The organism is Lichenicola cladoniae (assembly GCF_013201075.1).
Lineage (GTDB): Bacteria > Pseudomonadota > Alphaproteobacteria > Acetobacterales > Acetobacteraceae > Lichenicola > Lichenicola cladoniae.
In genome coordinates this window covers 2,889,752-2,903,731 of sequence record NZ_CP053708.1, presented here as the reverse complement: position 1 = coordinate 2,903,731, position 13,980 = coordinate 2,889,752, and the positions used below count along the sequence as shown (strand labels likewise).

The window sequence follows — 13,980 nt, the reverse complement described above, 5'->3', positions numbered from 1 at the left end:
CGATGGATAATTACGTCATTCGCCTGCCGGATGTCGGCGAAGGTGTCGCCGAGGCGGAAATCGTTGTCTGGCACGTGGGCGTCGGTGATCGGATCGAGGAAGATCAGCCAACGATCGACATCATGACCGACAAGGCGACCGTCGAGATGACCACCCCGGTCTCGGGGGTCGTGATCGCGCTATACGGCGAGATCGGCCAGATGGTGCCGGTCGGGGCGCCGCTGATCGAGCTGCGGCTCGACGGCGCCGGCGACCAGGCGCCCGACGTGACGGCGGGTCTGCCCGTGGACGCTCTGGAAGGTCCGGAAACTCCCACACTGCCCGAGGTGATCGCCGCAGTGGCGGCTCCGGCTCCGATTGGCGAACACGTCGAGGCACCGCTCGCCGCGCCGGCCACCCGCCATCGCGCCGACGCGCTCGGAATTGCCCTGAAGCTCGTACCCGCCACCGGCCCCGATGGTCGCATCACGCCGGAGGATCTGGACGCTTATGTTGCGCGGCGCGACGAGGTGCTCCCGGCCGAGACGGTGTCGGTCGAGGCCGGGATCAAGGAGATCAGGATCGTCGGCCTGCGCCGCCGGATTGCGGAGCGGATGCAGGAGGCAAAGCGCCGCATCCCGCATTTCGGCTATGTCGAGGAATTCGACCTGACCGAACTCGAGGCGCTGCGCCGGGAACTCAATGCCGGCAAGGCCGCGCATCAGCCCAAGCTGACATTGTTGCCGTTCTTCATGCGTGCCCTGGTGCGGACGGTGCCGCAGTTCCCGCAGGTGAACGCCCGGTTCGACGACGAGGCCGGGATCCTGCGCACCTATGACGGCGTGCATGTCGGCATCGCCACCCAGACCGAAGGCGGCCTGCTGGTTCCCGTCGTTCGCCACGCCGAGGCGCTCGATCTGTGGCAGAGCGCCGTGGCGCTCGAACGCGTCGTCCGGACCGCGCGGGATGGCAGCGCCCGGCGCGAGGACCTGGCCGGCTCGACGATCACCCTCACAAGTCTCGGGGCACTCGGCGGCGTCTCCGCAACGCCGGTGATCAACCATCCCGAGGTTGCGATCATCGGGCCAAACAAGCTGATGGACCGGCCGATGGTGATCAACGGGCAGATCGTCATCCGGACGATGATGAACGTCTCCTCTTCGTTCGACCACCGCATTGTCGACGGCTTCGATGCCGCCCGGTTCGTGCAGGGCCTCAAGCGGCTGATCGAGCGGCCGGCGCTGCTGTTCGTGTAACTCCATAAACCGAATGTCCAAGACTGATGTTGCCTGCGTCAGCAGCGATCGCGTTCCATATCCACCCTTCAACACGAGGTCCGGCAATGCCATCCGGCTTGAATTCCAGCAGCACCGGCCTTGAATTCTCGCTCGGCGAGAATGCGGATGCGATCCGTGAGACCACGGCAAGATTTGCCGCCGACCGGATTGCGCCGGTTGCCCGGGAGATCGACGAGACCAACAACTTTCCGCGTTGGCTCTGGCCCGAGATGGGTGCGCTCGGGCTGCACGGCATCACCGTCGAGGAGGAACACGGCGGCCTCGGGCTCGGCTATCTCGAGCATGTCGTCGCGATGGAAGAGGTGTCGCGGGCTTCCGCCTCCGTCGGGCTGAGCTATGGCGCGCATTCGAACCTCTGCATCAACCAGATCCGCCGCTGGGGAACCGAGGCGCAGAAGCGCAAATACCTGCCGGGGCTGATCTCCGGCGAGCATGTCGGCGCGCTCGCCATGTCCGAGGCGGGTTCGGGTTCGGACGTCGTGTCGATGCGGCTGAAAGCCGAACGGCGCGGCGACCGCTTCGTGCTGAACGGCACCAAGTTCTGGATCACCAATGCCCCGCATGCCGATGTGCTGGTGGTGTATGCGAAAACCGATCCGAGCGCCGGCCCGAGAGGGATCACCGCGTTCCTGGTCGAGAAGGCCACGCCTGGTTTTACGGTGTCGAAGAAGCTCGACAAGATGGGCATGCGCGGCAGCGACACTGCCGAGCTGGTGTTCCAGGATTGCGAGATCTTCGCCGAGCAGATCATGGGAGAGGAAGGCCAGGGCGTGAAGATACTGATGTCCGGTCTCGATTACGAGCGTGCCGTTTTGGCCGGTGGGCCGCTCGGCATCATGCAGGCTTGCCTCGATGTCTGCCTGCCGTATGTCCGTGAGCGTACACAGTTCGGCAAGCCGATCGGCGGGTTCCAGCTCATGCAGGCCAAGATCGCCGACATGTATGTGGCGCTGAACTCCTCGCGTGCCTATGTCTACGCAGTTGCGAAGGCCTGCGATGCCGGCAAGACCACGCGGACGGATGCGGCAGCGGCGATCCTGCTCGCCAGCGAGAACGCGGTGAAGACCTCGCTGGAGGCGATCCAGGCGCTGGGTGGCGCCGGCTATACGCGGGAATGGCCTGTCGAGCGCCTGCTGCGCGATGCCAAGCTCTATGACATCGGCGCCGGCACCAACGAGATCCGTCGCTTCTTGATCGGACGCGAACTCATCGAGGGAGCAACGCCGCGGTGACACGCCTGATCAGCACGATCGATCCCGGGAGTGCCGCCTTCGCCGGCAATGCCGAAATCAATCGTGGCCTTGCGGCAGCGCTGCGCGAGGATGTCCGCATTGCCGGCCTGGGCGGCCCGGCGGCCTCGCGCGACCGTCATGTCGCACGCGGCAAGATGTTGCCACGCGATCGGGTGGAGCGCCTGCTCGATCCCGGCGCGCCGTTCCTCGAACTTAGCCAGCTGGCGGCATGGGGGCTGTACGACAACGAGGCGCCGTCGGCCGGGATCATCACCGGCATCGGCCGGGTGTGCGGGCGCGAGGTGATGATCGTTGCCAGCGATCCGACGGTGAAGGGCGGCGCCTACTTCCCGATGACGGTCAAGAAGCACCTGCGGGCACAGGAAATTGCCGAACAGAACCGACTGCCATGCATCTACCTGGTGGATAGCGGCGGCGCGAATCTTCCTCACCAGGCCGAGGTGTTTCCCGATCGCGACCATTTCGGGCGCATCTTCTACAACCAGGCCCGCATGAGCGCACAGGGCATCGCCCAGATCGCCTGCGTCATGGGTCTCAGCACCGCCGGTGGCGCCTACATGCCGGCGATGAGTGACGAGGCGGTGATCGTCCGCGGCCTCGGTCCCGAAAGCCAGGGCGCGATCTTCCTGGCCGGCCCGCCACTGGTGAAGGCCGCGACCGGCGAGATCATCAGTGCCACCGACCTCGGCGGCGCCGACACTCATGCGCGCAAGTCCGGCGTGGTCGATCATGTCGCGCAGACCGACGAACATGCGTTGCAGATCGTGCGCGACATCGTCTCGCGCCTCAACACCGTCAAGCGCATCGACATCGACGTCGCCGAACAAGTGCCGCCGCGGTATGATCCGGCCGAGCTCTACGGGATCGTGCCGGCCGACCGGCGCACACCGTACGACGCACGGGATGTGATTGCGCGGATCGTCGACGGCTCCGACCTGCACGAATTCCGGCCGCTGTATGGCCCGACGCTGGTGACCGGGTTCGCCCGCATTCACGGCTATCCGGTGGCTATTCTGGCCAATAACGGCGTGCTGTTTTCCGAGAGCGCGCAGAAGGCGGCGCATTTCATCGAGCTTGCCTGCCAGCGGCGCACCCCGCTGGTGTTCCTGCAGAACATCTCCGGCTTCATGGTCGGTGGCAGCTACGAGGCCGGTGGCATCGCCAAGGATGGCGCCAAGATGGTGACGGCGGTCGCGACCGCGACCGTTCCCAAATTCACCGTGCTGATCGGCGGCAGCTTCGGGGCCGGCAATTACGGCATGTGCGGCCGTGCCTACAGCCCGAGGTTCCTGTTCAGCTGGCCCAACGCGCGGATCGGGGTGATGGGCGGCGAGCAGGCGGCCAGCGTGCTTGCAACGGTTCGTCGCGACGGCATCGAAGCCAGGGGCGGCAGCTGGAGCGTCGAGGACGAGGAGGCGTTCAAGGCGCCGATCCGGGAACGCTACGAGGTCGAGTCAGACGCGCGCTATGCCACTGCCCGGCTCTGGGACGATGGGATCATCGACCCGGTGCAGACACGCGACGTGCTGGGCCTGGCGATCTCGGCGGCGCTGAATGCGCCGATCCCGAGCACGACCGGCTTCGGCCTGTTCCGGATGTAGGACGGACATGATCTCCTCCCTGCTCATCGCCAATCGCGGCGAAATCGCCCGTCGCATCATCCGCACCTGCCGGCGGCTCGGTATCCGCAGCATCGCCGTGTTCTCGGAAGCCGACGCGCACGCACCGTTCGTCGCGGAGGCCGACCAGGCGATCGCGATCGGACCCCCGCCCGCCCGCGAAAGCTACCTGGTCGCGGATCGCATCCTGGAAGCCGCACGGATATCGGGTGCGGAGGCGGTCCATCCCGGCTACGGCTTCCTATCGGAGAATGCTGCCTTCGCGGATCTCGTCATCGCCGCCGGGCTGATCTGGGTCGGGCCGCCGCCCTCCTCCATCCGCGCCATGGGCCTCAAGGACGCCGCCAAGTCGCTCATGGCGTCCGCCGGCGTGCCGACGACGCCGGGCTATCTGGGCGACGACCAGAGCGAGCCGCGGCTGGCCTCGGAGGCTGCCAGGATCGGCTATCCGGTGCTGATCAAGGCCATCTCCGGCGGCGGCGGCAAGGGTATGCGACGGGTCGACCGGCCGGAGGAGTTCTCCGCCCTGCTGGCGTCCTGCCGTCGCGAGGCGAGTGCCGCATTCGGCGACGACCGGGTGCTGATCGAAACCTATGTCGCACGGCCTCGCCACATCGAGGTTCAGATCTTCGCCGATAATCACGGCAACACGGTGCATCTGTTCGAACGGGACTGCTCGCTGCAGCGCCGGCACCAGAAGGTGATCGAGGAAGCGCCGGCGCCCGGCATGGACCCAGACGTACGCGCGGCGGTCTGCGCGGCGGCGGTCAAGGCGGCGCAGGCGGTCAATTACCGCGGCGCCGGCACGGTCGAGTTCATTGCGGACGCCAGCGAGGGCCTGTGCGCCGATCGCATCTGGTTCATGGAAATGAACACCAGGCTGCAGGTCGAGCATCCGGTCACGGAGGCGATCACAGGTCAGGATCTGGTGGAGTGGCAGCTGCGGGTCGCTTCCGGCGAGAGGCTGCCGCTGACACAGGAGCAGCTGCGCGTCGATGGCTGGGCGATGGAGGCGCGGCTCTACGCAGAGAGCCCGTCGGCTGGGTTCCTGCCGTCGATCGGGCGGCTTGATCATCTTCGGCTTCCCATTGCCACAGTGCGCGTCGACAGCGCCGTCGAGGAGGGGTCGGAGGTCACCAGCTTCTACGATCCGATGATCGCCAAGCTGATCGTGCATGCCGCCACGCGCGCGCAAGCCGCGACCGCGCTGGCCGCCGCCTGCCGGCAGGTCCAGGTCTGGCCGGTGAAGACCAACGCGAGTTTCCTCGCCCGTGCGCTGTCGCATGCCGATTTTGCCGCCGGCCGGATCGATACCGGCTTCATCGACGTGCGGTTGCAGGAGCTGATGCCGCCGAGCCAGCCGTCCGCGGCAGCGCTGCAGACCGCGGCCAGCCGCCGGCTCGCTGGTTTCGCCGGAGACACAACCGGGTTCCGGCTCAACGCCGAGCCGCGCATCGATGTCTGGCTATGGCACGATGGCGAAACCCGGCGGATCACGCTGCCGCCAGGGCGGCATCCGGAGTTGCTGCCAGTGTTCGAGCAGGATGGCGAGATCGTCGTCTTCGAGGGCGGCGAGCCGTACCTCTTCCGCGATCCGGCCCTGGCGAGCACTCCCGAGGCGCAGATGGGGGTGGGAAGTGGGGCGGTGATCTCGCCAATGCCCGGGCGTGTGGTGGCGGTGAGCGTGGCGGTCGGCGACAGCGTCGCGAAGGGCGTGGCACTGATCGTCGTTGAGGCGATGAAGATGGAGCTCTCCCTGTACGCGCCGTTTGCCGGTAGCGTGGCCGAAGTTGCGGCGCAGGTCGGGCAACAGGTCACCGAGGGCCGGATGCTGATCCGAATGGAACCGGAGGTTGTCGACCATGGCCGGTAAATATTTCGACCAGCTTAAAGTCGGCTGGAGCGTGCAGCATGATTTGCGCCGCACGGTGACCGAGACCGACAACCTGCTCATCAGCACGCTGACCCATAACCCGCAGCCACTGCATCTGGACGCGGAGTATGCCGCATCCACGGAGTTCGGCCGTATCGTCGTCAACGGCATCTTCACCTTCGGCCTGATGATCGGCATCTCGGTCGGCGACACCACGCTCGGTACGCTGGTGGCCAATTTCGGCTACGACGCGGTGGTGATGCCGAAGCCGGTTTTTGTCGGCGATACGCTACGGGTCGAGACGATAGTGGTCGAGATGCGTGACAGCACATCGCGGCCGAGCAACGGGATCGTGGTGTTCGAACACCGCGCGATAAACCAGCGCGACGAGATCGTCTGCCAATGCCGGCGCACCGCCCTTATGCAGAAGACACCCGGATGAGGCTCCGCTCCTGGCTGTTCGTTCCCGGCGACGTGGTCTCGAAGCTGGAGAAGGCACTGGCCATCGGCGCCGATGTCGTCATCCTGGATCTCGAGGATTCGGTGACCGAGACGCGCAAGCCGGATGCGCGCCGGCTGGTGAACCAGTTCCTGATGGCGCATCCCGCACCGCGTTCTTCGTCGATCTTCGTCAGGATCAACCCGCTCGGCACGCCGCATGCGCTGGCCGACCTGGCCGCGATCGTGTCGGCCGGACCGGATGGGATCGTTCTGCCGAAGCCGGACAGTGCTCAGGATGCAATCCGGCTCGGCCATTACCTCGATGCGTTCGAGGCGGCCGCAGGACTGCCGGCCGGACAAATTCGTATCCTGCCGATCGCTACCGAAACACCGCGCGCCCTGTTCACCCTCGACAGCTACCGCGATGTCGGCGGCCGGCTGGTCGGGCTGACCTGGGGCGCCGAGGATCTGCCCGCGGCGGTGGGAGCTTCCACTAATCGGAATGCCGATGGCGGTTATAGCGATTTGTGCCGAATGGCCCGCACCTTGTGCCTGGCCGGCGCCGCGGCCGCGCGACTATTGCCGATCGAGACGGTCTATCCGGATTTCCGCGAAACGGCCGGGTTGGAGGCCTATGCGGCCCGCGGACGCCGCGACGGTTTCGTCGGCATGCTGGCGATCCACCCGCGACAGGTGCCGGTCATCAACGCGGCGTTCACGCCGGCGCCGCTGGAACTGGAGCATGCCCGGCAGGTGGTTGCGCTGTTCGCGGCCAATCCCACCGCCGGCACGGTGTCGCTTGATGGGCGGATGCTGGATCTGCCACACCTGAAGCAGGCACAGGCGATACTGGCCTCCGCCGACGAAAGTCTGCGGCCACAGCACGACGCCTGAGGTTACTTTCTTCATTTACGCGTCCCCGTTTTTGCGAGATTCCCGGTTCCTGTTCCGCAGTCAGTATTGCTGTGTTCGCCCCACCGGGTCTTTTTCGCCACTGATGCCGATCTATGATCGAACTTCCTCAGCGCATGCGTATGCATCGACGGTGCTGGTGGACGGGATGATCGTATCCGTAGCGGATCAACAATGCCGCCATATCTGAGTGATAACTGGCTTGCATGGTTCCCCCGCTACCCTCGTTACCAACAAACGCTCATGCTCCCCGCAACAAAGGGAGGCCATCATGAAAGCCGACAACGTCCCCGCGATCCGCGCTGCCAGTTCCTATTACGGCCCCGACTCCTGCACGCTTGAAGATCTCAGATCCTGCGTCGCCCGCACCACTGAAGCTACAGACGTGCCGCTCGCCGCGCGCATCGCCAACAACGCGCCGGTCTATGACTGCGACAAGGTGCGCGTCCTGGCCGCCACCGAGGACGGCCGCCGCCAGATCATGGCCGAATGGATCTGGGTGCTGCGCGATGGCCCCGGCATCGTCGTCCTCGACGGCGCCTTTCCGGACACCGGGCCGGTCGACGCCGCGACCGCCGCCTTCGAGCGCATGATCGCCGCCCAGCGTGTCGCCGGGACGGGTGGCGGCGACCATTTCGCCAAGCCCGGTGCCAACGACCGCATCTGGAATGCGCTCGAGAAGTTCTGCCTCGAATCTCCCGAGAGCTTCGCCCGCTACTACGCCAACGAGATGATCGCGCTGATCAGCGAAGCCTGGCTCGGGCCATGCTACCAGGTCACGTCGCAGATCAATGTCGTCAATCCCGGCGGCACCGCCCAGACCGCGCATCGCGACTACCATCTCGGCTTCCAGTCCAGCGAGGTCGTTGCCCGTTTCCCGGTCCACGTGCATTTGTTCTCGCCGATGCTGACCCTGCAAGGCGCCGTCGCCCATTGCGACATGCCGCTGGTATCCGGCCCGACCCTCTACATGCCGTTCAGCCAAGCTTACGGCCCCGGCTATCTCGCGGCGCAAGACCCCGAGATCCGTGGCTGGTTCAACGAGAACTGCGTCCAGCTCCCGCTCAGGAAGGGCGATGCCGTGTTCTTCAATCCGGCCTTGCTGCATGCCGCCGGCACCAACCGCTCCGCCGACATCCGCCGGATGGCCAACCTGCTGCAGGTTTCCTCCGCCTACGGCCGCGCGATGGAGAGCATCGACCGCACCCGCATGATCGCGGCACTCTACCCGGTGCTGCGCAGGATGGACGGGCAGGGGATAGACCACGCCATTGCTGCCTGCGCAGAGGGGTATTCGTTCCCCACCAACCTCGACCGCGACCCACCGATCGGAGGCCTCGCGCCGCAGAGCCAGCAGGACCTTGTTCGTGAAGCCCTGACCGAAGGCTGGGACACCTCCCGTTTCCTTGAAGCCTTGCACGCGCAGGCCGGGCGGCGGCTGTCGTGACGGCGATGCTGGACGGTTAGATCGCCCTCGTTCCTGGCGGCACCCGGGGAGCCGGGTGCTGCGATCGCTGATGTGCTTGCGACCGGTTGTGCGGCCGGCCTCATTCCCTGGCCGTTCCCGGGCCACAGGCGAAGCTATCGCCGCCGCCGTGCCAGATGCCTGCGGCACTCCCAAATCCCTAGGCCGACCTTGCCGACGCCCCGAAAGCGTTGATCGCTGGCGGCACCCGCGAGGCCTGCCGCCTTTGACACCCTGGTCCCCGCCCTCGGCCTGACCCACCGCGGCACCATTCCCGGCATGACGGCCGAGCGGTTCGACCGCCTTGTCGCCGTCGACATCGGCTCGACATCCGCGATGGTCGGTCGGCCCTTCATTGCAGTGGTGCTGCGCGTCAGAGGGCATGCTGGTGAGGCCATCGCGCAATACCGCCTACACCGTCCCGCGCCGCTGCATTCGCATCAACCGCCTGAACATCGGCCCGCTGGCGAGCGACGGCCAGGATCGGGGTCCTGACGATCCTGCCAGTCGCGGTCACGGGCCCTGGCGAGATCGCTGCCGGGTCCGTATGGTGAACACATGCCTCTGACGCTGCCACTGCCGAGTTGGGTGCCCTGGTGGGGGCAACTGATGATCCTCGTGATCGCGATCCTGTTCGGGCTCGCCTTCCTGATGATGCCGTTCGCGGTGTTCGGCCTGAAGGGCCGGCTGGACTTCCTCGAGGCGCAACTCGACGACATCCATGCCGAACTTCGCATGCTGGCCACGCGCCTTCCCGATGCAGATCGTCGTCCCGCGCGCCCGTCCGAGCCGATCGTGAAGGAAATCGCCAGCGCACCGCTGCCTCCGTTGCCGCTCCGGACCCGGACCGCAGCACCGTCCAAGCCGTTCGCAACGACGCCATCCGAAATGGCACCTGCGCCGCGACGTCCCCGGGCGGCGGATGACTGGTCCTCCCGCGAACCCGCCTCCTACGACGATGAGGACGGCCCACGGCGAACGCTCAGGGCGCCGCGCGAACCGGAGCCGCGTCCGGTCGAGCGCAACCGGTCCGAGCCCACTCTCCGCTGGCCACCGCCGCGCTGACCGATCCGTTCGTGCGAAGCATTTGAGGACCTGCTGCATCCGAAGCTTCGTCCGGCAGGATGCAACCGGGGTTTTTGCCGGACGTGGATAGACGCCAAGGAGACATGCCGATGACTGAGCGCGCAGAAGGAACCCTGGCACGTACTGAGAAGGGGCCGGTCTGCCCGCCGCCGGTCCTCGACGAGCACCTGGACGCTGTCGCCCGAATTGTCCGCAGCTGGCCGGGGGTAATTTCCACGACCCACTGGAACCCGTTCCGCCCGTCCGAGGTCGATGGGATCGACTTTTATGTCGGTGAGGAGGAGTTAGGCCACATCCATCTCGATGGCTCGATCCACTTGGCGACCAGCCCGAGCCTCGGGAAGACGATGGTCGACGAGGGCGTCGCCAGACCGTTCCGCTATCAGCAAGGCTGGGTCGAACAACAGGTGCAGCGTGTTGGAGCGGATGCCGCCATCGCATTGTTCCAGCGCAACTACGGGCGGCTTGCGCCTGCCGCCTGACATGGATGACGCAGTGTGTGGTCGACTTGCACCCTGGGACTTACGCCGAAGCCTTGAGAGGACGCTGGTCGCCGAAAGCCTCGCGAGGCCGCCAGGATATCAACAGGGCCGGGTCGGACAACAGGCAAAGCGCATCGGACCAGATGCTGCGATCGTAATGGTTCAGCGCAGATACGAGCGCCTGGAGCTCCATATCCGGCGTGGCCGACAAGGATACCGGGGTTCTGCAGCCGACAAGCTGCGAGCGGCCGCGGCATTCCACGCTTCCTATAGTCACGGCCCCACGCGATCTGTGCTCCAGTTCCTGATTACCGTCACGTGCCCGAGACGCACGGTTTCAGAACTGTCTTCCAGTAGCGCCGCAGTCTCGCCAGTCTATTCGCAAGTCTGCCACCCGAGTCACGAACGGCCAGACGGACCCGTCGGGCTCGCGTCGAGGACAAGATCGTCCCTGTGGATCATCTCGTCGCGGCCGCGCCAGCCGAGCAGGGCCTCGATCGCATCGGACCGGTGGCCGATGATCCGGGCGGCGTCGGCACTGCCATAGGCGGTGAGTCCACGCCCTAGCAGTTGCTGCGTCCTGGACAGGATCAGCACGAGATCCCCGCGCTCGAACGTCCCATCGACCGAAGACACGCCGGCCGGCAGCAGCGAACTGCCACGGGCAAGGGCGTCCGCGGCGCCGCCATCGATCACCAAGCTGCCGGCCGGTTGCAGGCTGCCGGCGATCCAGCGCTTGCGGGCGGATCGTCCCTCGGGCAGCGGCAGGAACCAGGTGCAGCGTGCGCCGTCGGACAAGGCTTGCAGCGGATGGTCGATCGCGCCCAGCCCGATCGCCATCGCACACCCGGCCCGCGTGGCGATGCCAGCGGCCAGCAGCTTGGTGCGCATGCCGCCGGACGAGTAGCCGGGTGGTGGGGCGCCGCCCATCGCCTCGATCTCGGGGGTGAGAGCGCGCACCACCGGGATATGCCGCGCGTCCGGCTGGCGCCTGGGATCGGCGGTGTAGAGGCCGTCAATGTCGGATAGCAGCACCAGCTGGTCGGCCTGGATCATCTCGGCGACGCGGGCCGCCAGCCGGTCATTGTCACCGAAGCGGATCTCGGCGGTGGCGATGGTGTCGTTTTCGTTGATCACCGGGATGCAGCCGAGCCCGAGCAGGGTCGACAGCGTCGCCCGCGCATTGAGGTAGCGGCGCCGGTCCTCGGTATCCCCGGGGGTCAGCAGAAGCTGCGCCGCGACCAGTCCGTGCGCCGACAGCGCCATGCTCCAGGCATGCGCGAGGCGGATCTGCCCGACCGCGGCGGCCGCCTGTTTCTCCTCGAGCCGCAGCACGGGCCGCACCAGCCCCAGCGTATGCCGCGCCAGCGCGATCGCGCCGGAGGACACCACGATCACCTCGACGCCGCGGGCCCGCAGCGCCGCGATGTCCGCGGCCACCCCGTCCAGCCAATCTGCGCGCGGACAGGCAGCCTCGGCATCGACCACCAGGGTGCTGCCGATCTTGACCACAAGCCGCCTGGCCTGACCGACATTCGGCAACATCACGCCGGCCGGCGCGCTCATTCGGGAAGCCGGCTCGATGCTCCATCTTCGACGATGCGGCGTCGCGGGGCAGGGGCGCCGTCCTTGCGGAACTGGGTCACCCGGTCCTGCAGCATGCGCAGCGCCTCGGGCACTTTCCCATGCGTGGCCGCGGACAGCATTAGCACCGGATTGCCGGTCGCCTTCTCCAGCGCGCGGCGGCGGGTGCCGATCTGCTGCGGGGTCATCGCATCGGTCTTGTTGATCGCGACGATCTCGGGCTTGTCGGCCAGGCCGTTGCCGTAGGCGATCAGCTCCTCGCGGATGGTGCGCCAGGCATCGACCACATTGCCGGAGGCTCCGTCGATCAGGTGCAGCAGCACCGCGCAGCGCTCGACATGGCCGAGGAAGCGGTCACCGAGGCCGGCGCCGTCGTGGGCGCCCTCGATCAGACCCGGGATGTCGGCGAGCACGAACTCCTCGGAGTCCGACAGCCGAACGACGCCGAGCTGCGGGTGCAGGGTGGTGAACGGATAGTCGGCGATCTTCGGCCGGGCCGCGGACGCCACCGACAGGAAGGTGGACTTGCCGGCATTGGGCAGTCCGATCAGTCCGGCGTCGGCGATCAGCTTCAGCCGCAGCCAGATCCAGCGTTCCTCGCCGGGCCAGCCCTTGTCGGCGCGGCGCGGTGCGCGGTTGGTGCTGGTCTTGAAGTTCGCGTTGCCATGGCCGCCGTCGCCGCCCTTGCAGAGCAGGATCTTCTTGCCGGCCTCGTCGAGGTCAGCGAGCAGCAGGTCCTTGCTCTCGTCGAAGATCTGCGTGCCGATCGGCACCTTGATCACGACGTTGTCGGCGCCGGCGCCGGTGCGATCGGACCCCGAGCCGTTGCCGCCCTTGCGGGCGCGGAAATGCTGGGTGTAGCGGAAGTCGATCAGCGTGTTGAGGTTGGCGACCGCCTCGAAGGTGATGTCGCCGCCGCGCCCGCCGGTGCCGCCGTCCGGGCCGCCGAACTCGACGTACTTCTCGCGACGGAAGGCGATGGCGCCGTCGCCACCGTCACCGGACTTTACGTAGATCTTGGCCTGGTCGAGAAACTTCATTTCACTGGTCCGATAACGCGCCGGCGTACGGCGATCTGGCCGGCCCCCGGAGACGAAAAAGGGCCGACCCTGAGGGCCGACCCTTGATCTGCTGTCCGGTCGGCGAGGCGGGCTTATTCAGCCGCGATCGCCATGGCTTCGACGGAAACCTGAACCCGGCCTTCGGCGCGGGTCTCGAACTTCACGTGACCATCGATCAGCGCGAAGATGGTGTGGTCCTTGCCGAGGCCGACATTGCGGCCCGGCTTCATCTTGGTGCCGCGCTGACGGATGATGATGTTGCCGGCGATGACGCTCTCGCCGCCGAACTTCTTGACGCCGAGGCGGCGTCCTGCGGTATCGCGACCGTTGCGGGACGATCCGCCTGCCTTCTTATGTGCCATGACCTGAACTCCTGTGCCTTAACGAGCTGCCGACGGTCGTTCGGGGCCAATCCTGACGGATCAACCCCGGACGGGTTCAGGCGGCGCTTATTTCGTTGATGCGCAGCACGGTGACGGGCTGGCGGTGTCCGTTACGACGACGGCTGTTCTGCCGGCGGCGCTTCTTGAAGATGATGATGGTATCGAGCCGGTCCTGCGCGATGACGGTGGCCGTCACGGTGGCGCCGGCTACCAGCGGGGCGCCGATGGTGATGCCGCCCTCTGCGCTTCCGACGGCGAGCACGTCGGTGAAGGTCACGGTGGCGCCGGCCTCGTAGTCGAGCTTCTCGACCTTGAGGACGTCCTGCGGGTTGACGCGATACTGTTTTCCGCCAGTGCGGATGACTGCGAACATGTGTCTCTGCTTTCCGATCTCTCGATCCATCCGGCGCTGCCTGGGCGGGCAGAGGCCGTCGAACCTAGTCGCTTCTTGTCATGGGCCCTGCGCGAACGCACGGCGGCGCCCCTCACGATCCCAAGGGACCACGAGCAACGAAACCGCGATGTATCCGATCGCAGTTTCCTC

At 66.6% G+C, this 13,980-nt stretch carries 13 protein-coding genes; 9 read left to right on the top strand and 4 right to left on the bottom strand.

All coding sequences use genetic code 11. The features are described from left to right. The first annotated feature begins 2 nt into the window (after positions 1 to 2). The 9 genes from HN018_RS13265 to HN018_RS13225 all read left to right on the top strand — a co-directional run bounded on the left by HN018_RS13265 (position 3) and on the right by HN018_RS13225 (position 10,408). Positions 3 to 1,235, top strand: coding sequence for a dihydrolipoamide acetyltransferase family protein (locus HN018_RS13265; protein ID WP_171836602.1), 1,233 nt, complete (start codon positions 3 to 5; stop codon positions 1,233 to 1,235). Between the two features lie 86 nt (positions 1,236 to 1,321). Then, positions 1,322 to 2,509, top strand: a complete 1,188-nt coding sequence (locus HN018_RS13260; RefSeq protein WP_171836601.1) for an isovaleryl-CoA dehydrogenase — start codon at positions 1,322 to 1,324, stop codon at positions 2,507 to 2,509. Next, on the top strand, positions 2,506 to 4,131 hold the full coding sequence (locus HN018_RS13255) for a carboxyl transferase domain-containing protein (protein ID WP_171836600.1): 1,626 nt from the start codon (positions 2,506 to 2,508) through the stop codon (positions 4,129 to 4,131). The genes HN018_RS13260 and HN018_RS13255 overlap by 4 nt, the downstream gene beginning before the upstream one ends. Before the next feature lie 7 nt (positions 4,132 to 4,138). Continuing rightward, on the top strand, positions 4,139 to 6,022 hold the full coding sequence (locus HN018_RS13250) for an acetyl/propionyl/methylcrotonyl-CoA carboxylase subunit alpha (RefSeq protein WP_171836599.1): 1,884 nt from the start codon (positions 4,139 to 4,141) through the stop codon (positions 6,020 to 6,022). After that, complete coding sequence (locus HN018_RS13245) at positions 6,012 to 6,464, top strand: MaoC family dehydratase (protein ID WP_171836598.1); 453 nt, start codon at positions 6,012 to 6,014, stop codon at positions 6,462 to 6,464. Before HN018_RS13250 ends, HN018_RS13245 begins: the two co-directional genes overlap by 11 nt. Further along, entirely contained in the window at positions 6,461 to 7,357 is an 897-nt protein-coding gene (locus tag HN018_RS13240) for an HpcH/HpaI aldolase/citrate lyase family protein (protein WP_171836597.1), read from the top strand. The genes HN018_RS13245 and HN018_RS13240 overlap by 4 nt, the downstream gene beginning before the upstream one ends. A 289-nt stretch (positions 7,358 to 7,646) precedes the next feature. Further along, positions 7,647 to 8,822 carry a phytanoyl-CoA dioxygenase family protein gene (locus tag HN018_RS13235; RefSeq protein ID WP_171836596.1) on the top strand — a complete coding sequence of 392 codons (1,176 nt, stop codon included), beginning with the start codon at positions 7,647 to 7,649 and terminating at the stop codon, positions 8,820 to 8,822. A gap of 576 nt (positions 8,823 to 9,398) precedes the next feature. Continuing rightward, complete coding sequence (locus tag HN018_RS13230; RefSeq protein ID WP_171836595.1) at positions 9,399 to 9,905, top strand: hypothetical protein; 507 nt, start codon at positions 9,399 to 9,401, stop codon at positions 9,903 to 9,905. Between the two features lie 110 nt (positions 9,906 to 10,015). Beyond that, positions 10,016 to 10,408: a luciferase domain-containing protein gene (locus HN018_RS13225; protein WP_171836594.1), complete on the top strand. Its 393-nt coding sequence runs from the start codon at positions 10,016 to 10,018 to the stop codon at positions 10,406 to 10,408. Between the two features lie 399 nt (positions 10,409 to 10,807). Here HN018_RS13225 and proB read toward each other — a convergent pair whose 3' ends face one another. From proB to rplU, 4 genes are all read right to left on the bottom strand, one after another. Then, the gene (proB, locus tag HN018_RS13220; protein ID WP_171836593.1) at positions 10,808 to 11,974 is read right to left on the bottom strand and encodes a glutamate 5-kinase; all 1,167 of its coding nucleotides are present in this window, start codon (positions 11,972 to 11,974) and stop codon (positions 10,808 to 10,810) included. After that, entirely contained in the window at positions 11,971 to 13,032 is a 1,062-nt protein-coding gene (gene obgE / locus HN018_RS13215) for a GTPase ObgE (RefSeq protein WP_171836592.1), read from the bottom strand. The genes proB and obgE overlap by 4 nt, the downstream gene beginning before the upstream one ends. A 113-nt stretch (positions 13,033 to 13,145) precedes the next feature. Next, complete coding sequence (rpmA, locus tag HN018_RS13210) at positions 13,146 to 13,415, bottom strand: 50S ribosomal protein L27 (RefSeq protein ID WP_171836591.1); 270 nt, start codon at positions 13,413 to 13,415, stop codon at positions 13,146 to 13,148. A gap of 76 nt (positions 13,416 to 13,491) precedes the next feature. Then, positions 13,492 to 13,809 carry a 50S ribosomal protein L21 gene (gene rplU / locus HN018_RS13205; RefSeq protein WP_171836590.1) on the bottom strand — a complete coding sequence of 106 codons (318 nt, stop codon included), beginning with the start codon at positions 13,807 to 13,809 and terminating at the stop codon, positions 13,492 to 13,494. Between the last annotated feature and the right edge of the window lie 171 nt (positions 13,810 to 13,980).

What these genes read in the sequence shown, in the direction of transcription:
- HN018_RS13265 (WP_171836602.1), top strand. Translation starts at nt 3, where the DNA reads ATGGATAATTACGTCATTCGCCTGCCGGATGTCGGCGAAGGTGTCGCC.
- HN018_RS13260 (WP_171836601.1), top strand. Translation starts at nt 1,322, where the DNA reads ATGCCATCCGGCTTGAATTCCAGCAGCACCGGCCTTGAATTCTCGCTC.
- HN018_RS13250 (WP_171836599.1), top strand. Translation starts at nt 4,139, where the DNA reads ATGATCTCCTCCCTGCTCATCGCCAATCGCGGCGAAATCGCCCGTCGC.
- HN018_RS13245 (WP_171836598.1), top strand. Translation starts at nt 6,012, where the DNA reads ATGGCCGGTAAATATTTCGACCAGCTTAAAGTCGGCTGGAGCGTGCAG.
- HN018_RS13240 (WP_171836597.1), top strand. Translation starts at nt 6,461, where the DNA reads ATGAGGCTCCGCTCCTGGCTGTTCGTTCCCGGCGACGTGGTCTCGAAG.
- HN018_RS13235 (WP_171836596.1), top strand. Translation starts at nt 7,647, where the DNA reads ATGAAAGCCGACAACGTCCCCGCGATCCGCGCTGCCAGTTCCTATTAC.
- HN018_RS13230 (WP_171836595.1), top strand. Translation starts at nt 9,399, where the DNA reads ATGCCTCTGACGCTGCCACTGCCGAGTTGGGTGCCCTGGTGGGGGCAA.
- HN018_RS13225 (WP_171836594.1), top strand. Translation starts at nt 10,016, where the DNA reads ATGACTGAGCGCGCAGAAGGAACCCTGGCACGTACTGAGAAGGGGCCG.
- proB (WP_171836593.1), bottom strand. Translation starts at nt 11,974, where the DNA reads ATGAGCGCGCCGGCCGGCGTGATGTTGCCGAATGTCGGTCAGGCCAGG.
- obgE (WP_171836592.1), bottom strand. Translation starts at nt 13,032, where the DNA reads ATGAAGTTTCTCGACCAGGCCAAGATCTACGTAAAGTCCGGTGACGGT.
- rpmA (WP_171836591.1), bottom strand. Translation starts at nt 13,415, where the DNA reads ATGGCACATAAGAAGGCAGGCGGATCGTCCCGCAACGGTCGCGATACC.
- rplU (WP_171836590.1), bottom strand. Translation starts at nt 13,809, where the DNA reads ATGTTCGCAGTCATCCGCACTGGCGGAAAACAGTATCGCGTCAACCCG.